Source organism: Paraburkholderia sp. RL17-373-BIF-A (genome assembly GCF_046030175.1).
Classification (GTDB): Bacteria; Pseudomonadota; Gammaproteobacteria; order Burkholderiales; family Burkholderiaceae; genus Paraburkholderia.
This window is the reverse complement of sequence record NZ_JARESO010000030.1, coordinates 71,722-96,479: the sequence shown is the minus strand read 5'-3', so window position 1 is coordinate 96,479 and position 24,758 is coordinate 71,722. Positions and strand designations below refer to the sequence as shown.

Genomic DNA, 24,758 nt, shown 5'->3' with positions numbered 1-24,758 from the left:
TGAAGGGATAGCGATGAGCAAGCTACTGAAAAGTTACGATATGAATGGCACGTTACTGGCGAACCGTGTTCTGATGGCACCAATGACGAGGTCACGCGCCCGTGACACGGTTCCTGATGCCAGGACCGCACTGTACTATCGTCAACGAGCCGGTGCCGGCTTGATAGTTACAGAAGGGTCGCAGATTTCAATCGAGGGAACGGGCTACCTCTTCACCCCTGGCATTCATACGCCCGAACAAATCAGAGGGTGGCAAGCCGTAACAAAAGGTGTGCATGAAGAGGGTGGCAAGATTTTCATCCAAATCTGGCACGTCGGCCGCATTTCGCACGTCAGCCTGCAGGAGAATGGTGTCGCGCCGGTCTCGTCGGTTGACGCTCCTGCCAAAGGTTACACGTGCTTCGCGTACGACGAGCAAGGGCAACCAGGACCGATACCCGTGAGTACACCTCGAGCGTTGACAAAAGATGACATCGCACGGGTGACGGAGGATTTCGTCACGGCCGCGAAGAACTCGATAGAAGCGGGATTTGATGGAATTGAAATCCATGGGGCTAACGGCTATCTGTTCGAGCAGTTCATCAATGCCGGTTGTAACACGCGCACGGATGAATACGGTGGCAACACGATGAACAGGCTGCGCTTTGTTCTGGACGCGGTCGACGCGATGTCCGAAGCTATCGGAAGCAGTCGAGTTGGCATCAGATTGGCGCCGTATGGCCGCCTTCACGATATGCACAGTTTCGACGGCGAGGAAAACACCTGGCTCACGTTGGCGCAAAAGCTCAGCGAGAAAAACCTTGCATATGTCCACCTCAGCGACCAGGAGTCGCTGTGCAACATTGACCCAACCGTTGCTGCCATTCCAAAAGATTTTGTCAGGAAGTTCCGCAACGTGTACAAAGGGACGCTCGTGATTGCCGGTTCACTTACGCAAAAGACTGCCGAGGAACTGGTGAATAGCGGGGTTGCCGACTTGGCAGGCTTTGGTCGTCCGTTTATCTCGAACCCGGACCTGGTGGAGCGTTTCAGGAACAACTGGCCGCTCGCGCCGTTCGACCCGGCAACCTTTTACGGCGGTGGGGACGAGGGGTATATCGACTATCTGCCATATCGAGAAAGCGTCGACAACGAAGCTTAGGCGAGTTGGGCACCGCACCCAAGGTCGGACCTACCCTCCTGCCGGGTATCCGACCTTTTCTTTTGCATCATGTCGAGCTTGCGGGGATATTGCTGGAACTCGTGCGATATGTCGAATATAGCAATCAAGATTCCTATTTGTTTCTTTCGACTCAGACGTCTGACAAAACGCGTCGAGATTTATGATGAGCAGACGTTAGGTTTTGACCAGATTCGGAGTCTGTTTCGATACCTGAACTGAAAAGGTCAATGCTAGCAAGAGCAGGCCCGCCGCTGATACTACGAAAACGGGGGGGGCCGAAAATCGGTCAATAAACCAGGCGGCACAAATGACGCCCAGAGATTGGCCGAAGAAGAGAAAGCACGAGAAGAGCGACACCGCGGTGCCACGTGCCCCCGGCGCCATTTGCGTAGCGTGGGTTTGCAGTGTGTTGTGCAATGCATAGAAGCCGAACCCGGCCAGAAAGCATGCTGGAAGCGCAAACACCCAGTCGTTCGACATGGCGAGCCCCGTATACGATATTGCGAGACACGCCCCGCCCAGCCTCGCAAGATTGGATTCTCCCAGTCGTCGAACCAGAACGCGTGCGCAGCGGCTATAGAGTAGGCCGCCAACTCCGTACAACGCAACGATGCTGCCGGACTTCGCCATCGGCATGTGGAAACTCGCGTGTAGGTAAGTCGGGATGAAGGAAAGGGTGCTGAATGCGAGTGAGCCTTCAATGAACGTGATTATGAGCACCGTTCGAGCCCAAGGAATCGAAAGGACTTCAAAAGCCCGGTGGCCAAACCCTTTGCCCGTGGCGACATTGTTGACTTTTGATGCGTTGTCCTCGCGCATCACGAAGAGCCCCGCGAACAAGGAAATCATCGCCAATAAGGTGAACGAGATGCGCCAATTGAATGTGTCGGCGACCAGCGCTCCCAACCATTGCCCGGCAATCATTCCGAATACCGTTGCGCCCAGAAGCCTGGCAAGAATCTCCTGGCGTTTGTCGTAGGGCACCGTATCGCCAATCCATGCCATTGTTAGGGGAACGATTCCGGCCGCTGCTGCGCCGGACAACACTCGTGCACCGACCATCTGACCCAAATGGAGCGAAATAGCTGCGCCGAAATTTCCTACGGTACATGCAAGGGTAGCCAACGCGATAACGCGAATCTTGCCAAACCGGTCGCCCAAGGGACCAAAGAAGAGCTGCATCACTCCGTAAGCAAGTGCGAAAGAGGAAATAGTTTGTGCCGCGCTAGCCATGGATACGCGGAACTCGGACTCAAGCGATGGGAGCAAGGAATCGCAGACCCTCATCGACGCCATGCTCGCAAAGCAGCAAGTGCTCAAAAGCCATAGAACTCGTTGTGACAGCCTGCTTTCCATGTTTGAGTGTCCGCGAGAATTAATTCGGGTGCATTTCTGATGAGGTCAACGCGCCCGGCGCCGATGGTCGTCAGACCAAACATCCCTCACGACCCCGTCCTCCGAATGAAGGAAATTATACATACGCGACTACGTACGCGTATATAAAACATAACCCTGGGTCAGGTAGCCGGCGGCTGGAGAGCGTTGATTCAGGGGCAAATCGCTTTCGCTACCGGCATGGAGGGAAATCCTTGGCGCAAACAGGCCATTGATTATGTCGCGAGGAGTCGCGAACGCCCGTTTTCCCTCTCATATATTGGCTGTAAGTCTGATGAAGATAGCTTCATCGAAGGGCTTACCGACTTTATAAAAGATGAGGAGACGATGAAAAATCTCTACCTGTTTTCCATGCGTACGCTTGCCGTCAGCCTGTTGGCGGCTACTGCATCCATGCCGGCGATGGCCGCCGACTCGGCCTTGGTAACTAATCAGGGCGACATCAGTGCGATGTGCGGCACGAAGCCGATGGTCGTTGGCTTGTCCGACGGCTATGGAGGTGTGACGTGGCGCAAGACCGCCGCCGCTGAGCTGAAAGACGAGGTTAGCCGTTGCAAGAACGTAAAGAAGTTCATGTACACGAACGCGAACGGTGACCAGCAGAAAGCAAATTCGGACATCAACAGTATGGTCGCGCAGGGCGTGAACGTGTTGGTCGTGTTCCCGGACTTTGGTGCGGCTCAGATTCCCGCAATGCGGGCGGCAACCAAGGCCGGCGTAACCGTCGTCCCGTATCTAGCGAAAATATCTGGCAATGCTGGAAAGGACTACGCAGCGAATGTGACCGAAGACGTCTACCGGATGGGGCAGGTCTGGGCCGACTGGTTTGGACACAACCTCAAAAAGGGAAATGTGCTGTTTCTCGGCGGTGCCCCGGGAGCCATGTCGTCGCAAATCTTCCTGGATGGTTTCAAGACGGAACTCTCGAAGTATCCGGACCTGAAACTTCTGGACAACAATTTCATAGTGACCAACTGGAATCCAGTCGACGCTCAGAAAGCAGTGTCGGGTCTTATCGCTAAGTACCCGCACATCGATGGCGTCGCAACCGATTATGGCGTCACTGCGCTCGCAACGGTCAAAGCATTTGAGCAGGCGAGCCTTCCGATTCCAGCAATCGCAACAAACGCCAGTAACAACGAACTCAACTGCAAATATCTCAGCTTAAAGAAATCGGGCAAGGCATTCCCGTACTTCTCGCTTGACGGCACGACCTCCGTCATTCGATTCGCCGGCCGTCGCGGGGTTGCAGACTTCCAAGGGACAAAGAACGACGAGCCGTTGGCGGCGTTTCCCTATCCGTACGCGGACAGCGTCAAGGGTATGGACCCCAAGTGCGACCCTACGGCACCGCCCGACGCGGACTTCTCTTCGGCCCTTCCGCCGGAAAAGCTCAAAACGGTCTTCCAGCAGTAAGCCTCCTGAGTCGACGACGTCTACATCGCGCATAAACGCCTGGGCGCTCTCCCTGACGTCGCCTTTCTTGAGGTCGGTTCCGCAACAAACCGAGTGCGAAGGGTTGCAAGCATAAGTTGCATCGCGCAATACGCGTACGAATTGGAAAAAAATGGAGGCATGACATGACTGACTACATCATCATCGGTGCGGGCTCGGCCGGCGCCGTGTTGGCAAATCGACTGACCGCCGACCCTAGCGTTAATGTGACGCTGCTGGAAGCGGGCGGGTGGGACAAGAGCCCCTTCATTCATATGCCGGCCGGTTATTTCCGGTTGATGCAAACTGGCCAGCTTGATTGGGGCTATCACACTGTGGCTCAGAAGCACATGAACAATCGCGAGATGTTCATTCCTCGTGCCAAGAGCATTGGCGGTTGCACTACCGTCAACGGCATGATTTATACGCGCGGCGACCGCACGGATTACGACCGGTGGCGCGACCTTGGCAACGAAGGTTGGGGCTATGAGGACATCCTCCCGTACTTCAAAAAGTCGGAGACGTGGTCGGGTGGCGAAACGGAGGTTCATGGTGGTAACGGTCCGTTGAAGACAAGCAGATTTGGCATCCACAATCCGGTTTGCCAAGCTTTTATCGAGGCCGGCAAGCAAGCCGGGTACAAGTACAACGATGACTTGAACGGGGGTAATCAGGAAGGGTTCGGCCCCTGCGACAGCACGCTCGCAGACGGCGTTCGGTCAAGCGTTGGACGCTGCTATATCGCACCGATTCGCGACCGGAAGAACTTCACCGCCATCACCGATGCCGTCGCTTCGCGCATCCTCTTTGACGGTGACCGCGCCGTCGGGGTCGAATATCTCGCTGGGAAGAAGTTGAAGAAAATCTACGCGTCGCAGGAGGTCATCCTCTGTGGGGGCGCCTTCAATTCGCCGCATCTGCTCCAGATTTCCGGAGTTGGCGACCCCAACCACCTTCAGTCCATCGGCGTGCAGACCGTACACGAGCTCCCGGGTGTCGGCAAGAATTTGCAGGACCATGTGGGATGTGGCCTGAAGCAGAGAATTACGCAACCGCTGTCGTTGCTCAAGCACCTCAACATTCTGAATTCGGCCTCGGCGGTCGCCAAGTACATGGCGACGAAGACTGGGCCTGCCGCCTACCACGGTGTCGAAGCCTTGGCATTCGTCAAGACGCGGCCGGACATTGTGGCCCCTGATATTCAGTTCCACCTGAACATGGTCATGTATGAAGACCACGGCCGAAAGATTTTCCATGAAGAGGGCGTGATGCCGTACTTCAATATCTCGCGTCCGCAAAGCCGCGGCACGGTGTTGGCCCGTTCGTCAGACCCGCTGGCATTGCCCGAAATCGACCCGAATTTCTTTGCTGTGCCTGACGACATCCGTGTGATGCGCGATGGGCTTCGCATCTCGCGTGAGCTGATGGCCCAGAAAGCCTTTGACCCTTACCGAGGCGAAGAGTTTGGCCCCGGCAAGGAAGTGCAGTCGGACCGGGACCTCGATGAATACCTGAAGAACAAGAGTGAAAGTGTCTATCACCCGGTCGGGACTTGCAAAATGGGCTCGGACAACGACGCGGTGGTTGATGCAAGGTTGCGCGTGCGCGGCGTACGCGGTCTGCGCGTTGTCGATGCTTCGATTATGCCGACGCTCACGAGCGGAAACACCAACGCCCCAACAATCATGATTGCGGAAAAAGCCGCAGACATGATTCTGTACGACGCTGTCGCTAACAGCTCCGGCGCTAGCAGCAAGCTCGACCAGCAGGTTGAACATCTCGGAATCTGAAGCTCCGCGCTATGAGCGCTCTCTCTCACCCGTCTCTTCGGTGTGTCGGGGGAGAGTTCTGACTTGCATGCGTACGTTTCAATTAACAGTCACAGGGACGAGTAATGACATCTTCAATCGCAGTATTCGATACCTCCGCTCGACTCTCAGAAAGCACGAAGCGGTTCCTTGCCAGAAAACATCGATTGTTCATCGGCGGTGAATGGGTCACTGCCTCCTCGGGTGCCACCCGGGAAGTCCTCGACCCTGCAACCGGAGCGGCGATTTCGACCATGGCGAACGGCGATGCGAAAGACGTCGACCTCGCCGTAAGAGCTGCCCGCGAAGCCTTCGAGCACGGCCCGTGGCGCTCCATGTCCACGGCAGAACGCGCGAAGATTATCTGGAATATTGGTAATCTTGTCGACGAACACTCGGAAGAACTCGCGCAACTGGAAGTGCTCGATGAAGGGTCTCCGTACAACATCGTGAGGAATTTTTACGTGCGGCTGGGTGCGGAACATTTCCGTTATTACTCAGGTTGGGCTACGAAAATTGGCGGCAGTACGGTTCCCGTGAACATGCCGGGTGAATGGCATGCATACACCGTACGCGAACCAATCGGAGTGGTCGGGCAAATTATTCCGTGGAACGTGCCGCTCCTGATGGCTGCATGGAAGTTAGCACCTGCCTTGGCCGCAGGTTGCACCATCGTACTCAAGCCTGCGGAAGATACCCCGCTGACTGCTCTGCGCATCGCGGAATTGTGTCAACAAGCCGGTCTGCCGCCGGGCGTCCTGAACGTCGTAACGGGTGATGGCGTTGCCGGCGCGGCACTCGTCGAACACCCTGACGTGGACAAGGTGGCTTTCACCGGCAGCACCGACACGGGCAAGGCAATCGTTCGTGCAGCTGCAGGAAATCTCAAACGGGTTACGCTTGAGCTAGGCGGAAAGAGTCCGGTTTTCGTATTTCCTGACGCAGACCTGGAGCGTGCTATTCCGGGTGTTGCCGAAGCGGTACTGCTCAACAGTGGGCAAGCTTGCACGGCAGGGTCCCGCCTTTATATCCACGAAGACATCTACGACAAGGTTGTCGGAGGAGTCGCGGAATACGCGAACTCGCTCAAACTCGGTCATGGGCTCGACCCGGAGTCCAATCTTGGACCGCTCATCTCCGAGCGCCAACTCTCGCGCGTGTCCAAAATCCTCCAGGCGGGAATCGACGAAGGTGCGAAGGTCTTCGCTGGCGGCGGCAAGCCTGATGGTGCCGGCTTCTTCCATCGCCCGACGGTTCTCACCAATGTCCAGCCAGGCATGAGCGTGTACCAGCAGGAGATTTTTGGGCCCGTTATCTCGGCAATGAAGATGAGCGGCGACAATCTCGATGCACTCGTGCGCGAAGCGAACAACACGGTGTATGGTCTTGCCGCAAGCGTGTGGACAAGAGACCTAAGTGTGGCCCATAAGCTCGCGGCGAGGATTCGTGCCGGCGTTGTCTGGGTGAATAATCACAACCAGACCGACGCGGCGCTGCCGTTTGGTGGCTACAAACAGTCGGGTTGGGGCCGGGAAATGGGGCTCTCGGGCCTGGAGGCTTATACGGAACTCAAGTCCGTAGGTGTCTATCTCGGCTAGAAGTTGCTGTGCAGGTTCCCCGCTCCCGCTCGACGTTGCCACGGACGGGAAGCGCGGGACTCATTGTTCGATATGCGAATCTAAGAAGATGGAGCCGCAGAGCATGGAAGGATTGAGCAACAAGACAATCGTTGTGACCGGGGGCGCGGGAGGCATCGGGCTCGCGACGGTAAAGCGTCTCGTAGCGGCCGGTAGCAGAGTGATTATCGCGGACATGCCATCCAGCAACGGTGAGAACCTGGCTATGGATGTGGATGAAGGGCGACGCATGGTCCATTTCTTGCCCATCGATGTGACTAGCGTCGAATCCCTAAGTCGGGCCGCCGCCCAGGTCGTGAGTCGACACGGCGGCGTTGACGGTGTCGTGGCCAATGCAGGGATTGCGGTTCTGTCGGAGGCGTTCGATTATGACGAGGCGTCATGGCGAAAAACGATGTCGGTCAACCTCGATGGAGCATTTTTCACCGCACAGACTTTCGCGAAGCACATGCGTGGGCGCGGCGGTAGTGTCGTTCTAATTTCGTCAATTGCGGCTCGAACGGTCATTCGGCCTGAGAAGTGCGCCGCGTATGGTGCGACCAAAGCAGCAGTAGAGCATCTCGCCGCATTACTTGGGGTTGAATGGGCGAGCGATGGAATTCGAGTGAACGCGGTCGGCCCTGGTCGTACTGAGACTCCGATGATTGAGCGATTCGCCAATGAGTCTCCTGAGATGGTTGCCATGTGGATGTCACAGGTGCCGATGGGACGATTGATTCGGCCGGAAGAGGTCGCTAACGCAGTTGCCTTCTTCCTGTCAGACCTATCGAGCGGATGTACGGGCACAACGTTGTTGGTAGACGGCGGCTACGACAAGGTTTGATGCTGGCGTGAAGTGCCAGGCGTGTTCACGTCTGGCATTTCTCGGCCGCACGGAAGCCGCAACGCGTAGCATCTGACCAGCGATTGCTGACTGCAAAAAATGGCAAGCGGGCATCGAAGAGGCGGCAAGCAACAAGATGCCGCCTATCGACTCCCGTGCTTGTTCCATTCGCCTAGGCGGCCCGCTGCTTGACCAACGTGTTCGGCGCGATTCCGTATGTTCTCTTGAACGCCCGGCTGAAATGAGAGAAGTCGCTGAAACCGCACGCTACCGCAACGTCGGCGATGTGCTGAGCTCGGCCTTCAGTAAGCGACGTGTGACTTGCTTCTAACCGTTTCTGCCAGAGCCAACGGGCAGCAGTCGTACCGTGGGCCGCAAAAATTCTGTTCAGCGTGCGACGTGACACCCCTATCGCATCGGAAACCTTCTCAACGTCCAGCTCTGAGTCACTCAGATTTGCCTGAATGTAGTCTTTCGCCCGTTGAAGGACATTTCCGTGGCGTTCCAGCATCCCTTCTGCGCCACGGAACTCGGTTTCGACAGAGGCCGCGAAAATGTCGACAACAGAAGCAGATAGTTTGGCTGCTGCGCAAGGTTCCAGGTCTGCGTCCACGCTGGCAGCGCCCTTGATAACGGCTGCCGCGAGTGCTCCCATCGTCGACTGCCCGTCAAGCGCAATGGCGGTGAGTCGTTCGGCAGCAGACAGTCGGCAGAGCATCTGCTTGCGCGGAATTTTCAGCAGAATGATTCGGTAGTCGGTGGAAAAACTATATTTAAAAGCGCGCGCCGTGTCATAGAGCACGATGTCGCCGACCTTCTGAGCCGTATGGCGACCGCTTTGCTCGAGCGACGCGCTGCCTTGCACAAGCAGGCTCGCCAGAAACTCATCACTCGGGCTCCGGCTGAGGTCGCTGGACGTCCTCACATATTGAAGCCCAGGTGCCGCGATGTCGCCCACGCCAATATTGCCAATCGGCTTTTGGACAACGCGTGCGCTGAAGACGTCAACAGCGTCCTGGAACGACGGCAGGTCGACGTGACAGTAGAGACGGCAGATGACGTCATGATAGTAGGCCAGTCGTTCGCGGGCCAGCACTGCGGACGTGTCGAACTGTTCAATCATAGCCGGGCACACCTCTAAAGAGCTCTCGCGACTTCAGGTCGCGAACAGAAAACTTGCATATATACAAATTAGATTGAAATAATTGAATTTCATATTCGAGCAAACCCGGACTGAATAACCGACTGGAGCGTCCGCTTACCCGGGCTAGCCGTCGATAGGTGACGGCAGTCCCGCGTATGGGTCGCAGTCCCGGTGGTCCCGGACAATTGCCCAAACCGAGCCAGGCGAGTCTGAGCGGTCCACAGGCTTCCTGGGTGGCGCAATCGGTCCAGCAAATCTGTCGTGCCCAGTCGCGAACGGGCGATTCAAGTCTCATATATTCGTCACAAAGAGAGCAGGAATCCGCGCAAGCAGGACTCCGTCTCGTATACAAGGAGACGAAAGTGCGACTTCACATGGGCATCAGCAATGCGGAACGCCCGCATGGGCTCGACGTTCCGTTGTGCGCATGCAGCAAATCCATGGCCCGGTGGTCACTGTCCCCTCGCTTGTTTGGGCGGTCACACACAACGCCAATCTTGTACCTCTCACTCGTTCGTTAGTTTGAAGCGTCCCTCACTCGCCAGCGCGTTTGCGTGCTGAGCGGCCGGCTGGAATCGCAATTAGGTGCATCGCTTCGACCCGCACCGGTTACGGACAAGGCAATAGTGCCTGTATGCGACAACCATTGTTTAACTAGGAGACAGTCATGGAAGGGTCCCAGTTCACACAAGCACAGCGCTTGGCAAGGCTCGAAGACATCGAAGCCATCAAGTATCTGAAAGCCAAATATGCCGAGCACCTGGATGACGGCTACAACCCGGAAGGTGTTGCGTCGCTGTTTGTGAACGATGGCCTGTGGGTCATCAAGGGCGTCGGTGGCGAAGCCAAGGGTAAAGAAGCAATCAAGGAGCACTGTCGCAACTTGTCGGCAAACATCACCTGGGCGTTGCACAACATCGTTTCGCCTGCTGTAGATATCGACGAAGACGGTCGTCACGCGAGCGCGTCGTTCTACCTTGTGTGTTTCGTCTCCATGGCGCCCAGCGACCAAAATCCCCAAGGCGAAGCCGTCTTCATTGCGGGCAAATACAAAGACAAGCTCATCAAAATCGATGGCAAATGGTATTTCGAAGAAATCACCGGCGTCGTTCAACAGTCATCTCCATGGACGGACGGCTGGGTGAAAAACCCCTTCGTCAAGGAGACTTGGTGACCAAGCATGAGCATGCGCGTGGGCGGCGGCTCGTGTCTGCTCCCAAAGGCGTCCAAACAGCAGGTACCAACCATCGCGTCATACGACGTGCGTGGAGTGACCAGATATTCAGTCAAAGCGAACGAAGGAATTGAGATGAGCCCACTATTGAATAGCTACGACATGGGTGATATTCCACTGGCGAACCGTATAGTCATGGCGCCCATGACACGATGTCGTGCAAGAAGCACGGCGCCTGACGCGCAAACAGTCTTGTATTACGGCCAACGGGCTGGCGCGGGGCTGATTATCAGTGAAGGCTCGCAGATTTCGGCGGAGGGTACCGGCTATCTTTACACGCCCGGAATCTACACGCCCGCGCAGATTGATGGCTGGAAGGCGGTTACGAAAGCTGTGCATGACAAGGGCGGCAAGATGTTTGTCCAGTTGTGGCACGTTGGCCGTATGTCCCATTCCAGTTTGCAGAAAGACGGCGCACCTCCCGTCTCGTCAGTTTCAGTCGCCGCACAAGACAGTAACTGCTATGCCTACGGTGAAAGCGGCGAACCGGGCCCTGTTCAGGCAAGTCAACCGCGCGCGCTCGAAACAGCCGAAGTCGCACGCATTACTTCTGACTTCGTCACGTCTAGCGTTGAAGCCATGCGGGCTGGGTTCGATGGCGTCGAAATTCATGGCGCGAACGGCTACATATTTGACCAGTTCACGAACGGAGCGCTCAACAAACGCGCCGACCAGTATGGCGGCAGCACCATGAATCGGCTGCGTTTCACCCTCGAGACCGTCGACGCTTTGGCGACCGAAATCGGCAGCTCCCGCGTTGGTATCCGGATATCCCCGTTCGGCCGACTCTATGACATGCAGCCTTTTGATGACGAAGAGAACACGTGGCTGACGTTGGCAAACGAATTGAGCAGGCGGAACCTCGCCTATGTCCATCTCAGTGACCAGACAGCGTTCACTGGTGCTGGTATCGAAAGGGAGTTTCTCGGAAAGTTTCGCGACGCCTACAAGGGCACGCTAATTCTGACCGGTGCTCTCGACCAGGAAGCCGGAGAGGAGCTTGTCGAGCTCGGACTCATTGACCTGGCAGGTTATGGACGTCCTTTTGTTTCTAACCCTGACCTCGTCGAGCGGTTTCGCAACGGATGGCCGCTCAGTCCGGTCGATTTGCCGACTCTCTACACAGGAGGCGAAAAAGGATATGCCGACTATCCGGCATACACCGAGGAACTCGAGTCAACCTCGGCATCCAATTAACTGGCGTTTCTACAGGAAAAGTTCCACCGGTGGTGGTTACGGGTTGAGGAACTGACAGTCGGGAGTTGCCGTGCCCGTGTCGGCAAAGGTTGAAAAACTTTCAGCCTAGTCGCGGGTTAATTAGGTAGGGGCAGGAGAGGAAAATGGAAACGAAGATAGCACTGCAGGTAGGCCACATAACGAAGGTCTTCCCTGGCGTTAAGGCACTGGACGACGTTACGTTCGAAGTAGCCGCCGGAGAGGTGCATGGTCTGGTCGGCGAAAACGGCGCAGGGAAATCAACCCTGATGGCCGTCGCCTCAGGCGCGTTGCTCCCGGAGGAAGGGCGCGTTGTAATCAATGGTGTGGAAACAAAAGGCGATACCGAGAAAGCCCGGACGCTTGGGCTTGCCATCGTGCGTCAAGAACCTGCCTTGATGCCTGATTTGACCGTTGCGGAGAATCTTTATCTCGGTGTATCCGAAGCTCAACGTCCGTCGCTCCTGCGGACCACGGCATGGGCGCAACGACTGCTCGAGCAGTGGAGCGATGACGTCGAAATCGACGCCTCCGAGCGAGTGGTTAGTCTCAATCCGGAGCAGCGATTCATCGTCGAGATTGTTAAGGCGCTCGCCACTAACCCGAAAGTTCTGGTGCTGGATGAGCCGACGGAGCATCTGCTGGCCGAGGACGTGAAGCGGCTTTTTGAGCGCATCCGGAAGGTAACCGCAGGCGGTTGCGCTGTCGTGTATATCTCGCATCGGATACGTGAGGTGCAGCAGATTGCAGACCGCCTCACCGTGCTCCGCGATGGTCAAGGTCAGGGCACCTACGATGCGTCAAATCTGAGTGAGCAACAGATTGTCGAGCTCATTGTGGGCGGTGCACTAGACCGGGAGTTTCCGCCCAAGGCTACTGGCGGACGCGCAGAAATCGTTCTCGATGTTGTCGGATTGCGAGGCACCGGCTTTTCCGACGTTTCTTTGCAGGTCAAGAGAGGGGAAATCGTCGGCCTGGCCGGGATTGATGGAAACGGTCAGCGGGAATTCATGCGTGCGCTCGCCGGCTTGAACAAGAGTCGAGGTGGCGTCACCGTCAACGGGAAAAGTGCCTCATTGACGAACTCGCAGGCCGCAACACGCAGCGATATTCGATACCTGCCGGGCGACCGTCACCGCGAAGGTATTTTCGGCGACTTGTCCGTCCGCGAAAACTTCTCATTGCGCAGTCTGTCATTCGACACCGTGCGTGGTCTGGTACGTCCAAAGAGTGAGGGACGTCGGGCGAGAGAAGCCGTATCGAGTTTCGCTGTGAAGACGCCAACCATCGAGACTCCAATCCGCTCGTTGTCGGGTGGCAACCAGCAAAAGCTCGTTCTCTCCAGTGTGCTCGCGAGCAAACCGAAGGTGCTGCTCGTCGATGAACCCACGCAGGGGGTCGATATCGGCGCACGGATGGAAATCTACAAGGTGCTTAGGCAAGCCGCTGCTGCTGGTACCGCAGTTATTGTGGTGTCGTCTGACGCGCTGGAAGTTGCTGGCTTGTGCGACCGCGTCCACATTTTCTCGCGAGGTCATATCGTCAAGGAATTGCGAGACGGCGGGGTGAGCGAAAGCAACATCACCTCCGCGGTTCTGACAGCCACAACAGAGCGCGAGCGAGGCTCGGCTAGCATCTCCTCGTTCTGGAAATGGGCGGCGGGCGACTGGGCGCCGCTGGTCATGCTCGCCCTCGTTATATGCATCCTTGGCGTCTACGCGACGCATGTCAACGAAACATATTTGTCGACTCGTAACCTGAGCGGGATGCTCGCGCTGGTTGCGACCCTCGCAATCGTCTCGTATGGACAGCAGGCACTCATGCTTGTCGGCGGTATCGACCTCTCGGTCGGGCCACTGATGGGACTGATGGTGGTTATCCAGTCTTTCTTTCTCAACGACGGAGCGCCGTTCGGCCAGCAGATAGAGGGATGGATTATCGTTTTTGTGGTTGCCGCATGCGTCGGTTTCGTCAACTGGTTGCTCGTGGACCCCTTCCGGTTGCATCCGATGGTTGCGACGCTCGCCACATATATGGCTCTTCAGGCTGTATCACTTCTGCTGCGGCCAATCCCGGGGGGACTTATTGCAGATTCAATCGTTGACGGAATCGGTACCCAACTTGGTTTCGTGCCCGTTATCGCGATTCTCGCAGGTATTGTCGCGCTCGCACTGGAATTTGGACTGTTCCGGTCGAGGCTTGGTCTGGCATTTCGTGGGGTAGGGTCCAGAGCAGAAGCGGCGCGCATGGCCGGCGTGCGTCCGCACCTCACGTTGCTGACTGCGTACATGGGGTGCTCGCTCCTTGCAGGCGTTGCTGCGGTACCAATGATGGCTCAAGTTGGCTCAGGCGACCCGAGTGCAGGGGGCAACTACACTCTGGCAAGCGTAGCAGCGGTGGTAATTGGCGGAGCAAGCCTGTTCGGCGGTCGCGGGTCATTCATCGGCGCATTGCTAGGTGCGCTGCTAATTACTCAGGTCAACGTCGTTACATCGTTCCTTGACCTTGGCGACTCGTGGCAGTCGTATCTGCTGGGCGGGATGATTCTCGCGTCGGTAGCCCTCTATTCCAAGAGCAGAGAAATGGCGGTGGCAAAATGAGAAATGTAACGACTCAAAATCGCGCTGAGGCGGTTCAGCATCTCCCACATCAGACTCCACAGCTACCGCGCCCGAAGGTGCATCCGGCCATGGGCGAGTTCTCGTGGATTTGGGTTGGGCTCGTGCTGCTGTTCGTAATCAGTGCGGTGGTCGCGCCTGGCACCATGACCCGTGGCTCGATTCTGGCGATGCTGCCGTTCGCTGGCATCCTGGCAATCGTCGCCACTGGCCAGACCCTCGTCATCCAACAGCGAGGTCTCGACATGTCGGCGACGGGAATGGTTTCCCTCGCTGGCGTTCTCATGGCCAGGACGGGCTTCGGGTTTGATTCGATAGCCCTGGCTGCGATATTCACGGTCTGTGTTGGCGCGCTCGTCGGAATGGTCAACGGAGCGTTGGTCTCGCGACTCGCAATTACGCCGCTTGTTGCAACGCTGGCCGTAAATGCGCTGCTTATCGGCGCCGTGCGTTCCCTTACCGGTAACGTGCCGGTCAACGTTCCGCCCATCATGCAGAACATCTCACACGCACAGATTGTGGGCCTTCCGGCGAACGTGCTATTCGCATTCGCTTTCGTAATTACAGCGTGGGTCATAACGCGGAAAACAGGCATCGGGCGTCGATTTGTCGCTGTCGGTGTCAATCCACGAGCGGCGGAAGCGGCGGGTGTGCGGGCCTTGAAATATCAGATTGGTGCGTACGTAGCGTCGGCGGTCTGTTTTTCTGCTGCGGGCATGCTGCTCGCCGGATTTATCGGTAGCGCGTCTCAATCGTCTGGTAACGACTATCTGATGCCAGCCATCGCCGCAGTGGTCGTTGGTGGCACCCCGTTCACTGGAGGCAAGGGGAGCGTTATTGCTAGCGCGGTCGCGGCGCTGTTCATGGCCCAACTAGGTCAGATGGTGCTTGCGCTCGGAGCAGGTACGGCAGTTCAGTTGCTTGTTCAAGCTTGCGCCATCCTCCTTGCGACGACGGTGCGCTATCTCCCGGCGGCGCTGCGCACCTTCCGTGCCATCAAGAGCTGACATGCTCAGGCGCGCCCTATCCAGTAAGGATGACGCCTATTTTTCCGTGACGGCCGAAGGGCGAATTGCAGATTAGTGCGATTGCATAGCGGATTAAGAAGATAAACGCAGACGTCCGGGAATTTACGTGCGTCCGCGTTCCTTGTCGAATGCCGTTGGTGCATTTGAGAAGTTGAGCTGGAGAGGTGATTGCACCGGCCCGTTTAGAGGTCGGAGGGCAATCTGGAGATTCTTTTTCGATATTAAGGATAACGAAATGAAAAGGGTAATCGCTGTTGCGGTTCTGACGGTTCTGGCGGTTTGCAACGCGCACGCGCAAAGCAGTGTGACTTTGTACGGGCGTGTTGCATCCGGCCTCGACTTTGTGTCGAATGTGGCGACGGCTGATGGTCAATCGAAGAACAACTATCGATTCGGTAGCAATCAGTACGGGATTAGCTGGTGGGGGTTGAAAGGCGACGAAGACCTCGGAGGCGGGTTTCATGCGGTGTTCAACCTTGAAAGCATGTTCACGGCTGGCACGGGGTCGCTACCAGATTCCAGTCTGTTCAACCGCTACGCCTACGTCGGGCTGGCGAATGAGACCTACGGCAGTCTTTGGGCCGGCCGCGTGATGAGTCTCACTGATGAAACCGGCTTTTACATCGACCCTTTCGGTGAACAGGCGACAGGCATTGCCAACTTCGCGAAGGGTCGCGCGTGGGGCTCGCGAGCCAACACGGTGACGTATAACTCGCCGAAATGGTCTGGTTTCTCGTTTCGCCTGCAAAACGGGTTCGGCAATGAGGCAGGGAATTTTCGCGGAGGACGACAATTTAGCGCGAGCGCTACCTATTCCATCGGTGGGTTCAACGCCTACGGCGTCTACGAAGAAATCCGCGATGCAGACGGTAAATTCTCAAGTCTCTACAGTGCCTCGCGCGAATATATGGCTGGTGCGACCTATCAGCTGAGTGCGCTCAAGTTCTACACGGGCTACCAACAACTGGTTTCGTCGGGAAAAGACACGGTCGTTGATGCTACGAACCCCGTCGGCGCGACCCGAAACCAGCAAGAATGGCTTGGCGCAACATATCAGGTCAACGCCGCCTTGGCGTTCCAGGCCGCGTGGTTCCACGGCAACGTCAATCACGGCGGCGGAAGTGGCAATCTTGGCGTCGTCGGCACGACGTACAACCTTTCCAAGCGTACCTTCCTATATGCAACGTTCGGCGCCATGTTCAACGGTGGCAGCGCAGCGTTTCCTGTTGAGACGGCCGACCAGTTGCCGCTTCCGGGCCACAATCAGCAAGGTGGCTACTTCGGCATGATGCACTACTTCTAAAAGATTGCATGGCGTAGCCCGAGCTCGCGAGCCCGCGTAGTGGTGGCTCGCGGGGCGCGACATCCGGCTCGCCGGAACGTCGAGCACAGCGATAGGTAGAAACGATAATTATACATATGCGAAGTCTAACGTTATTATCAAATCGCGGGTGACGAGCGTACCACGGTGCGATTGCTTCCGCGATGCTGCGGCGGCGCTTGCTTCGATGTGTCTATCGGGTTCGCCGGCGTATGGAAATTAACTGCGCTGTGGAGTTCACCCATGACTATGCCGAGTTCGGTCCACGCTGTTCCGTTACCGCCGGACCAGCCCTCTGTCGCTGCGGCGGATGACCACCTTTTCAGAAAGGTGGCGCTGCGAATCATCCCGTTTCTATTCATCTGCTATGTGGTTGCCATTCTTGACCGAAACAACATCGGTTTTGCGCAGTTGCAGATGAAGCACGACCTGTCGCTGACGGACGCGATGTACAGCCTGGGGGCCGTTTTCTTCTTTTGCGGCTACGTGCTGTTCGAAGTTCCCAGCAACATCCTCCTGCATAAATTTGGGGCGAGAAAAACGTTTGCGCGAATTATGTTTCTTTGGGGGGCGGTGTCAGTCCTGATGGTATTCGTCTCGAGCACCACTCAGTTCTACGTGCTTCGATTCCTCCTCGGCGTCTTCGAGGCCGGATTCTTCCCAGGCATCGTGTTTTATCTGACGTTCTGGTTTCCTTCGCGTCGGCGCGCACAACCGCTGTCCGTGTTCTATGCCGGCGTAGCCGTTGCCGGTGTGCTTGGCGGGTTGGTGTCCGGATGGATTATGAAGGGCATGAACGGCGTTCACGGCGTTCACGGATGGCAGTGGATGTTCGCTATTGAGGGCGCTCCAGCGATTTTCCTGGGCCTGATTGCGCTGTTTTGCCTGAAGGATGGCCCCGCGAAGGCGTCGTGGCTTTCCTCAGACGAGAAGCGCCGGCTGGAAGATGTGCTGTCGCGTGAAGGAGTAGTTGGGAAAGCCGGCCACTCACTCCGCGAAGCCTTGGGCAACCCGCACGTTTACCTCTTCGCATTTGTGTACTTCTGTCTCACGTCGGCAATCCTTCTACTGTTGTTCTGGATGCCGACGATGATTAAGGAGTTTGGCGTTCAGGACATTGTCCAAATCAGTTTGTATTCGGCCATTCCGAACGCAATCGGTGCCGTCGGTGTGATAGTCATTGCTCGCCATTCGGATAAGTACAACGAGCGTAAGTGGCATTTCATCGTATGCGCGCTCGGGGCGGCTGTGGCGCTTGCGTTACTGACGGTGCACAACAATAGTTTCGCCCTGTCGATGGCACTGCTGACGGTCTGCGCAGTTTTCGTGTACGCAGCACATCCGATTTTCTGGTCGGTGCCGTCATCATTTTTTCGCGGGTCGGGCGCTGCTGCCAGCATCGCGATGGTCAGCAGCGTGGGGGTGTCGAGCGGAATGATTACGCCATATCTCATCGGCCTCATCAAGACTTACACGGGCAGTATGAGTAACGCCTTTTACTTCATCGCGGTTCTTCTCGCCATTAGCTGTGGAGTAATGGCATACGCGCTCCGCTCACAAGGCGCGGTTCATCTGCAAAAAACGTAACCGAGGCGGCGCGTCTGCCGCAGGCGGGTGGCCGAATGTCGGTGACCCGCCATAGCCTTTTTCACGGTGACGAAGCCGGTGCGTCACCGAGCCGCAGCACGAGGCAACACATGTCTGGTGTTTGCGCGAGTCAGGGTTTCTTTTCGAACTGGTTGTTCGCGCGCTCAGACTGGACGTGGCGCTCTGCCGCCTGAATATTGTCGGGGTAGTGCACCCAATCTTGGGGCGAATAGCCAGCCCGGTGAAGCGCTTCCAGTTCAGAAACAACCTAGGCTCGGGTCAACTGGGACGAAGGTTCCGCAGCAAGGCACGAAACACTGACTGACAATGCGATGGCCGCAGCGAAAAGCTGAAACTTCATGAAGGGCGGTCCTTTTAAGTTGCCGGGAGCGCGGGTCGCTTACCCGTTGCACAACTATATGACCGTTTGGAGTAAGTAAAAACCCTAGTGTGCCGAATTCACTGTTTGCCAGCCTTGAACAATTTGCGCGCGACGCAAGGTCCGTTATTCACCAGATTGGAAAGGCCGGAAGGAGGTGATAGTGGTTCGAGCAGGCAAGCACGGAACGGACGGCTCGAGCCTGGCACATCGCGGCGAATGTGCGTCGCTATTGCGAGGGCATTCGCCGCTAAGGACCGAAGGGCCGCTTACTTCACAACCAGCGTATTGATGAGATATGCAGCGGCGCGGTCACTGACGGAAAGAAGTGCCCGCTCATAACGGCCGCCAGATTCGAAAGCCGCGTGAGCATCAGCAACGTTCTCGAACCAGAGCGAGACGAGGGCATCTGGGGGGCTTGGCTCTGACCAAAGCCGCTCCCTACTGGCTGTGCGGCTTGTCCAGTTGAAAGCGAGTCTCGCAGGTGACCTTTGAGCGTCGTTTGCATCCTTGACTGCCATTCTGAGGTCCGACTTTGATGCAGCGGTTTTCATGACCGCTAGAACGATAACTTTGACCCCCTTGGGCTCCGTCTGCTCCTCGTCGTTTTCCACGACACACAAGGACCATCCACGCAGGAAGTTTGGCTCATCCTCCGGGATGTACTTGCTGCCGACTGCCGATGATTGTGCTTCGTGCATGACGTTCTCATTTTCAAAGCATAGTTCGACTACACCATCAACCTGAAAGCAGCCGTCGTCATCGGACAGCTGCCAGAGAACCTTGTCTACCCGGTTCTGCGTGTAGCTGGAGATGCCGTTCATACAGAGAGCGAGTTCGGCATGGCAGCCGGCCCAGTACGCACGAAAGTCGCTGACTGACGTCCCGTCTTTGCGTGCAAGCAGCGTCATGCGTTTAATCATACTGTCTCCATCGTTGAGATTTGGTTCGAAATGGCGCCGCCATATGGTGCACCGGTTCATCGAACCAATTACTTCCCTTCCACGCTGCGCGCAGCAGACGCTAAATCCAGGTCGTAGCGCGCTTCGTAGAGGTCAGCATTAGGGACACTTTCGCGGTGCAGCCGCTCGGCCGCGGGACGTCAATGCGAGATTGCATACACGCATACAGATACTGCATATGTGAAAAATCGCCTGTTTTAATGTTATCTCAAAAGTCCAGTCTTCGAGTGCGTTGCGGGGGTGTGGAAACCGCTAGGGATTGTACTTATGCAAACAAAGTGGCACATATTTAATTGTGGCGTATCATGGTTGTATGCCAGTGGAAACTGGGAAAGACAGACTGAGGGCGCACTGGCTTGCCGCGTCTTCGCTTTTGGAGGTGCGCGATGAATCAGGACAGCGAATATTTTTGCGACGTACTTGTCGTCGGCTCGGGGTGTTCCGGAATGTCAGCCGCAATTACGGCCGCCTTGGAAGGACTGAAGGTTCTTGTTATTGAAAAGGAACCGAAGTTCGGAGGCTCGACGGCAAGGTCGGGCGGCTGGCTGTGGATTCCGAACACTGCGCTCGCCAAGGTGCAAGGCATCCACGAGCCGGAGGGTGCCGCTCGCACGTATCTGCAGCACGAGGCCGGCGAAAGTTTCGATGGCGCGCGCGTCGACGCTTTCATTAAGAATGGACCCGAAGCCGTTAGTTTTTTCACTTCGAAGACCGCGGTCCGTTTCGATATGCCACTCGTGTTTCCTGACTATCATGCCGAGGCGCCAGGCGGAACGCAGGGCGGGCGCTCAATGGTGACGCGGCCGTTCGATGGTAGAGAGCTCGGCGCCCTTATCAAGGACCTTGCTCCGGCTCTGCCCGAGCTGACCGTGTTTGGGATGATGCTTGGTTCGGGCAAGGAGATTGTCCACTTCATGCGGGTCACGAAGTCCGTCAAGTCCGCGTGGTACGTGACGAAGCGTCTTTCAAAGCATTTTGCCGACGTCATCAAGTATGGCCGTGGCATGACTCTGACCAACGGGAATGCGTTGGCCGGACGACTGACTAAATCATTGATGGACTTGAATGTGCCACTCTGGCTGAACACGAAGGCGATAAACCTCACGAAGGAAAATGGTCGCGTGACGGGAGCGCTTCTCCAGCGGGGCGGTTCCAAAGTGAGGGTCGTCGCCAGTCGTGGCGTCGTGCTGGCAAGCGGTGGCTTCCCGTACGACATCGAAAGACGTAAGCAGCTTTTTCCGCACGCACCGACTGGCAACGAGCATTATTCGCCATCGCCGAGTGGCAACACTGGCGACGGGCTTCGCATGGCTGAGGCGGTAGGCGGCCAGGTGTCAACGACGCTCCCGAACGCCGCCGCTTGGGTTCCCGTTTCGACGTTGACGCGAAAAGATGGCTCGACCGGCATCATGCCTCACTTCATTGACCGTGCAAAGCCAGGTGTCATCTCCGTGCTCCGGGATGGCCGTCGCTTTACGAATGAGGGCAACTCCTATCACGATTTTGTGCAGGCTTTGGTCAAGGCATCGACTCCAGGTGAAGAAATTTCGGCCCACCTCATCTGCGACCACAAAACGCTACGCACATATGGTCTGGGAAGTGTTGCACCATTCCCGATGCCGATTGGTCGATATCTGCGTGTTGGATACCTTACCCAGGCATCTTCGATTGAGGAACTGGCTAGCAAGATTGGTGTTGACGGTTTGAGCCTGAGAGAGACCGTGCGCGCGTTCAACACGGAGGCTGAACAAGGCCGCGACCCAGTCTTCGGAAAGGGCAGCAAAGCCTACAACCGCTACCAGGGTGATGCGCTCCGTTCGCCGAACCCGTGTGTTGCCCCTATCGAGAAGGGTCCGTTTTATGCAATCAAAATCCGCATTGGCGATATTGGGACATTCGCTGGGCTGAATGCAGACTCTTCGTGTCGCGTCCTGGACACCACGGGTAGCCCTATAGAGGGGCTGTTTGCGGTTGGCAACGATGCCTGCAGCATCATGGGAGGCAATTACCCGGGAGCTGGCATCACGCTGGGGCCTGCTCTGACCTTTGGCTACATCGCAGGGAAAACAATCGCAGCGACTGACGATTTGACACAAGAGCTTGTTGCTAACACGGCGATGACAAAGCTTGCCGTCGTAAATCATTGAGGTTCGTGTAACGGTGCTCCAAGGCGCGAGTGTTGCCGTGGTGGAGAAGGGTGTGCCAGGCGGCTTTTTTTTCTCGCGCCCTCGTCAGTCGGCATTTCTCTACAGTAGCAAAGCCGGCTCAACGGCTGCGCGGTAATCGTCGCACCAGAGGACGTACGGTCCGGAGGAGTTCGTCATGGGGGCGAACGAACGTTTAACGGGACAGGTTGCGGGCGCCGCCAAAGAGCAGCGGGGTATCCATGCGATGGAGGTCGGAGGGCGACTATTACGCCAACTTGCCGATGCTGGACAGCCAATGTCCATGGCCGCGCTAAGCGTCGCGACCGATATTCCAATGAATCAGGTTTTCACTTATCTAGTGAGCCTGACGCGCACGGGCCTCGTCAGACGCGACGCGTTGACCCATCGTTACGAGCCGGGCGCTCTGTCCTTGACCTTCGGGTTGCATGCGCTTGCTCAAACGTCGCCACTGCGCGAGACTTTCCAGCGCACACTGGATTTGGCGAAGGCAACGAAATATGGCGTGCTTGTTGCGGTGTGGGACGACCGCGGGCCAACCGTGGTTCAATACGTCAGCCCGGAGGTTCCTTTGCATACGGGCATGCATGTCGGGGCGGTTATGTCGATGGCGCATACAAGTACAGGTCGAACGTTCGCGGCTTTCATGCCGAAGGGGACAGTGGAACCGATGCTGATGTGCGACGTTCGAAAGCGCCATGGTGCTGGGAGCGGGCCGACGCCTGAAGAGCTTGAGCATTTATTGGCCGAAGTCCGAGAGAAGCGCCTGTCGCGGGCGGACGGATTGCCGATACCCGGAGTCAGTAGCCTAAGCGTTCCTGTGTTCAATCAGTCGGGTCGGATAGTTCTCGCTATTACCGCATTTGATAAGACGGGCATCCTTGATATTTCCGGCGACGGCGGGCCGGCTAGATTATTGACGACGCTCGCAGGCGAACTCTCGTCCTTATAGAGTTGAAGACCTCATGGCGCGGCTATCCGTCACCTTCGGCGCTCGCTCGCGGGCGTTGTAGTCGACAACCCCGTTGCTGTATAGCCTTGCCGGCGCGCCTGTCGAAGCCCCTTGTCGTCTCATGCCGTCGGGCGGAACGAGGCTCCTCGGGTGATGACGTGCTCTTGGCCGTTACAAACAATCAAAATTGGCGCGAGAGGTCCAGCAGAAAGTATTCTGCCGCCATACATTCTCTTTGCCGGCGAACAAAGCCCTAGATTGTGCCGTTCGCAGCGGCTCCGTTGCGCGGCTTCGAAACCCGTTAGTCGATGGGCTACAACTATTGGAGTTCGATGCAGTGAGGTCGAAGACCGTTGTCTCGGGTCGCTCTTTTGGGGCACATATCTGGACGCGATACAGTGGTCCATTGGTGCGAACCTGAGTCACGCAAAGCCTACAGCAAGGGCTTGTCCGCGGAAATTAAAAACATACGTTGGTTTGGAGGCATGGAGTGAAGACGACAGACACAATTTGCGTAGTCATTGGCGTGGCAATCGGTATCGCATCGGCCAACGTAAGTGCCCAGGGCGGGTCGGGCAGCGAGACGATGTCAACTGCTAAATCTGCAAGTCAGGTCCCAACGAGCAAGTCGGCAGACCGCGCGCTCCAGAAGCGGGTGCGTGCGGCCTTAACGAAGGCCAAGGATGTCACAGCGTCCAACATTACGGTCCGGGCACATGGTGGAGCAGTGATTCTGGAGGGCTCGGTGCCTGACCAGGATGACATCGATAAGGCAGCCGCGGTTGCGAAAGGGGTGTCGGGCGTTACGTCGGTGAAGAACGTTCTTACCGTACGGTCTCCGGGACAGTAGGGCGACAGGAGGTGCTGGAACGTTGTGAATGGGCGGTGGCCCCACCTCACATTGAAGGGTCCCCGCTTTCGGGACCCTTTTTCTTTGGACGACTTGTCAGATTGCGAGGAAACCGCCGTCTACAGGCAGCGTCACGCCTGTGATGTAGCGTGACATATCGGACGCGAGGAAGACGGTGGGACCGACGAGGTCCTCGGTTTGCCCAACGCGACCCATTGGTATGCGTGCCATGAACGCCTCCAGACGAGTGGGGTTATCACGAGTCGCCGCTGTCATGGGCGTTTCAATAACACCTGGCGCGAGGGCGTTCACTCGCACGCCGAACGGTGCCAACTCGGCGGCAAGTGACTGCGTGAACATCTTGATTGCGCCCTTCGAGGGCGAATAGCCAAGACTGCCACCCTGTCCTGCATAGGCCGCGATAGATGCAACGTTGATGACAACGCCCTTTGTAGCCTTGATAGCAGGCATGAAAGCGAGTGTCACGTTGAACGTGCCCTGCACATTGACGTCCATAACCTTCTTCCAGTTCTTCGCCGCGTTCGGGCTTGACGAGTTCTCCCGAATGATGATGCCTGCGTTGTTCACGAGCAGGTCAACCTCGCCAATCTCCTTGCTAACCTTCGCAGCAAGGGCGTAACACGTTTCGTCATTGGTCACGTCCAGTTCGAACGCCCATGCTTCGTGGCCTTCCGCGCGGATGAGCGACGCTGTCTCTTCGACCTGAACGAGATTGATATCGCTGACAACAACCTTTGCGCCGGCCTGTGCGAGTCCAAGCGCAAGTGCGCGTCCGTTGCCTTGGCCTGCTCCAGTGATAAGGGCGAGCCGGCCGTCGAGTAAAGACGGGGCGATTGAGCGATTGAACGACATACATTCTCCCTAGGGTGTTTTAGGGTGGCAACGAGGACGCCACGCTGAGTCAAATCTATATTACACATTAACATATAATGTAGTATAGGTGTAATTACCATAGCTGAGAAATCGCACCGACATCCGCGCTACTTCGCCTGCCGAAACCTTTTACGAACGCCGCAAGGGAAG

Annotated in this window: 18 protein-coding genes; 14 read left to right on the top strand and 4 right to left on the bottom strand. The window is 56.8% G+C overall.

Features of this window, described 5'->3' with window-relative positions; translation table 11 throughout:
• The first annotated feature begins 13 nt into the window (after window positions 1-13).
• Complete coding sequence (locus P0D80_RS30655; protein ID WP_408180322.1) at window positions 14-1,141, top strand: alkene reductase; 1,128 nt, start codon at window positions 14-16, stop codon at window positions 1,139-1,141.
• Window positions 1,142-1,336: 195 nt separating this feature from the next.
• Here the strand turns inward: P0D80_RS30655 and P0D80_RS30650 are convergent, their stop codons facing one another.
• The gene (locus tag P0D80_RS30650) at window positions 1,337-2,518 is read right to left on the bottom strand and encodes an MFS transporter (protein WP_408289439.1); all 1,182 of its coding nucleotides are present in this window, start codon (window positions 2,516-2,518) and stop codon (window positions 1,337-1,339) included.
• Window positions 2,519-2,704: 186 nt separating this feature from the next.
• On the opposite strand from P0D80_RS30650, the gene P0D80_RS30645 reads away from it, so the two are divergent.
• The 4 genes from P0D80_RS30645 (at window position 2,705) to P0D80_RS30630 (ending at window position 8,259) form a co-directional block, all read left to right on the top strand.
• Complete coding sequence (locus tag P0D80_RS30645; protein ID WP_408289436.1) at window positions 2,705-3,973, top strand: substrate-binding domain-containing protein; 1,269 nt, start codon at window positions 2,705-2,707, stop codon at window positions 3,971-3,973.
• Between the two features lie 164 nt (window positions 3,974-4,137).
• Window positions 4,138-5,781, top strand: a complete 1,644-nt coding sequence (locus P0D80_RS30640) for a GMC family oxidoreductase (RefSeq protein WP_408180324.1) — start codon at window positions 4,138-4,140, stop codon at window positions 5,779-5,781.
• Between the two features lie 104 nt (window positions 5,782-5,885).
• Window positions 5,886-7,397, top strand: a complete 1,512-nt coding sequence (locus P0D80_RS30635; RefSeq protein ID WP_408180325.1) for an aldehyde dehydrogenase family protein — start codon at window positions 5,886-5,888, stop codon at window positions 7,395-7,397.
• A gap of 103 nt (window positions 7,398-7,500) precedes the next feature.
• Complete coding sequence (locus P0D80_RS30630; RefSeq protein ID WP_408180326.1) at window positions 7,501-8,259, top strand: SDR family NAD(P)-dependent oxidoreductase; 759 nt, start codon at window positions 7,501-7,503, stop codon at window positions 8,257-8,259.
• A 172-nt stretch (window positions 8,260-8,431) separates the two neighbouring features.
• Here P0D80_RS30630 and P0D80_RS30625 read toward each other — a convergent pair whose 3' ends face one another.
• On the bottom strand, window positions 8,432-9,382 hold the full coding sequence (locus P0D80_RS30625; protein WP_408180327.1) for a helix-turn-helix domain-containing protein: 951 nt from the start codon (window positions 9,380-9,382) through the stop codon (window positions 8,432-8,434).
• 688 nt (window positions 9,383-10,070) lie between these two features.
• Between P0D80_RS30625 and P0D80_RS30620 the strand changes: the two genes are divergently transcribed.
• From P0D80_RS30620 to P0D80_RS30595, 6 genes are all read left to right on the top strand, one after another.
• The gene (locus P0D80_RS30620) at window positions 10,071-10,577 is read left to right on the top strand and encodes a nuclear transport factor 2 family protein (RefSeq protein ID WP_408180328.1); all 507 of its coding nucleotides are present in this window, start codon (window positions 10,071-10,073) and stop codon (window positions 10,575-10,577) included.
• 135 nt (window positions 10,578-10,712) lie between these two features.
• A complete protein-coding gene (locus P0D80_RS30615) occupies window positions 10,713-11,834 on the top strand; it encodes an alkene reductase (RefSeq protein WP_408289475.1) in 1,122 nt (373 codons plus the stop codon).
• A gap of 143 nt (window positions 11,835-11,977) precedes the next feature.
• Window positions 11,978-14,452: an ATP-binding cassette domain-containing protein gene (locus P0D80_RS30610; RefSeq protein ID WP_408180330.1), complete on the top strand. Its 2,475-nt coding sequence runs from the start codon at window positions 11,978-11,980 to the stop codon at window positions 14,450-14,452.
• Between the two features lie 89 nt (window positions 14,453-14,541).
• Entirely contained in the window at window positions 14,542-15,477 is a 936-nt protein-coding gene (locus P0D80_RS30605; protein ID WP_408180331.1) for an ABC transporter permease, read from the top strand.
• Window positions 15,478-15,733: 256 nt separating this feature from the next.
• A complete protein-coding gene (locus P0D80_RS30600; RefSeq protein ID WP_408289428.1) occupies window positions 15,734-16,801 on the top strand; it encodes a porin in 1,068 nt (355 codons plus the stop codon).
• 261 nt (window positions 16,802-17,062) lie between these two features.
• On the top strand, window positions 17,063-18,406 hold the full coding sequence (locus P0D80_RS30595; RefSeq protein ID WP_408289425.1) for an MFS transporter: 1,344 nt from the start codon (window positions 17,063-17,065) through the stop codon (window positions 18,404-18,406).
• A gap of 648 nt (window positions 18,407-19,054) precedes the next feature.
• Here P0D80_RS30595 and P0D80_RS30590 read toward each other — a convergent pair.
• Window positions 19,055-19,708, bottom strand: a complete 654-nt coding sequence (locus tag P0D80_RS30590; protein WP_408289421.1) for an EthD domain-containing protein — start codon at window positions 19,706-19,708, stop codon at window positions 19,055-19,057.
• Between the two features lie 425 nt (window positions 19,709-20,133).
• Between P0D80_RS30590 and P0D80_RS30585 the strand changes: the two genes are divergently transcribed.
• The 3 genes from P0D80_RS30585 (at window position 20,134) to P0D80_RS30575 (ending at window position 23,714) form a co-directional block, all read left to right on the top strand.
• A complete protein-coding gene (locus P0D80_RS30585) occupies window positions 20,134-21,894 on the top strand; it encodes an FAD-dependent oxidoreductase (protein ID WP_408289418.1) in 1,761 nt (586 codons plus the stop codon).
• A gap of 175 nt (window positions 21,895-22,069) precedes the next feature.
• Window positions 22,070-22,864, top strand: coding sequence for an IclR family transcriptional regulator (locus tag P0D80_RS30580; RefSeq protein WP_408289415.1), 795 nt, complete (start codon window positions 22,070-22,072; stop codon window positions 22,862-22,864).
• 586 nt (window positions 22,865-23,450) lie between these two features.
• Complete coding sequence (locus P0D80_RS30575) at window positions 23,451-23,714, top strand: BON domain-containing protein (RefSeq protein WP_408180386.1); 264 nt, start codon at window positions 23,451-23,453, stop codon at window positions 23,712-23,714.
• A 96-nt stretch (window positions 23,715-23,810) separates the two neighbouring features.
• On the opposite strand, the gene P0D80_RS30570 is transcribed toward P0D80_RS30575, so the two are convergent.
• Complete coding sequence (locus tag P0D80_RS30570) at window positions 23,811-24,587, bottom strand: SDR family NAD(P)-dependent oxidoreductase (protein WP_408180338.1); 777 nt, start codon at window positions 24,585-24,587, stop codon at window positions 23,811-23,813.
• Between the last annotated feature and the right edge of the window lie 171 nt (window positions 24,588-24,758).

Coding starts and splice junctions, on each gene's coding strand:
- P0D80_RS30655 (WP_408180322.1), top strand. CDS start 14: ATGAGCAAGCTACTGAAAAGTTACGATATGAATGGCACGTTACTGGCG.
- P0D80_RS30650 (WP_408289439.1), bottom strand. CDS start 2,518: ATGGAAAGCAGGCTGTCACAACGAGTTCTATGGCTTTTGAGCACTTGC.
- P0D80_RS30640 (WP_408180324.1), top strand. CDS start 4,138: ATGACTGACTACATCATCATCGGTGCGGGCTCGGCCGGCGCCGTGTTG.
- P0D80_RS30635 (WP_408180325.1), top strand. CDS start 5,886: ATGACATCTTCAATCGCAGTATTCGATACCTCCGCTCGACTCTCAGAA.
- P0D80_RS30630 (WP_408180326.1), top strand. CDS start 7,501: ATGGAAGGATTGAGCAACAAGACAATCGTTGTGACCGGGGGCGCGGGA.
- P0D80_RS30625 (WP_408180327.1), bottom strand. CDS start 9,382: ATGATTGAACAGTTCGACACGTCCGCAGTGCTGGCCCGCGAACGACTG.
- P0D80_RS30620 (WP_408180328.1), top strand. CDS start 10,071: ATGGAAGGGTCCCAGTTCACACAAGCACAGCGCTTGGCAAGGCTCGAA.
- P0D80_RS30615 (WP_408289475.1), top strand. CDS start 10,713: ATGAGCCCACTATTGAATAGCTACGACATGGGTGATATTCCACTGGCG.
- P0D80_RS30610 (WP_408180330.1), top strand. CDS start 11,978: ATGGAAACGAAGATAGCACTGCAGGTAGGCCACATAACGAAGGTCTTC.
- P0D80_RS30605 (WP_408180331.1), top strand. CDS start 14,542: ATGGGCGAGTTCTCGTGGATTTGGGTTGGGCTCGTGCTGCTGTTCGTA.
- P0D80_RS30600 (WP_408289428.1), top strand. CDS start 15,734: ATGAAAAGGGTAATCGCTGTTGCGGTTCTGACGGTTCTGGCGGTTTGC.
- P0D80_RS30595 (WP_408289425.1), top strand. CDS start 17,063: ATGACTATGCCGAGTTCGGTCCACGCTGTTCCGTTACCGCCGGACCAG.
- P0D80_RS30590 (WP_408289421.1), bottom strand. CDS start 19,708: ATGATTAAACGCATGACGCTGCTTGCACGCAAAGACGGGACGTCAGTC.
- P0D80_RS30585 (WP_408289418.1), top strand. CDS start 20,134: ATGAATCAGGACAGCGAATATTTTTGCGACGTACTTGTCGTCGGCTCG.
- P0D80_RS30580 (WP_408289415.1), top strand. CDS start 22,070: ATGGGGGCGAACGAACGTTTAACGGGACAGGTTGCGGGCGCCGCCAAA.
- P0D80_RS30575 (WP_408180386.1), top strand. CDS start 23,451: ATGTCAACTGCTAAATCTGCAAGTCAGGTCCCAACGAGCAAGTCGGCA.
- P0D80_RS30570 (WP_408180338.1), bottom strand. CDS start 24,587: ATGTCGTTCAATCGCTCAATCGCCCCGTCTTTACTCGACGGCCGGCTC.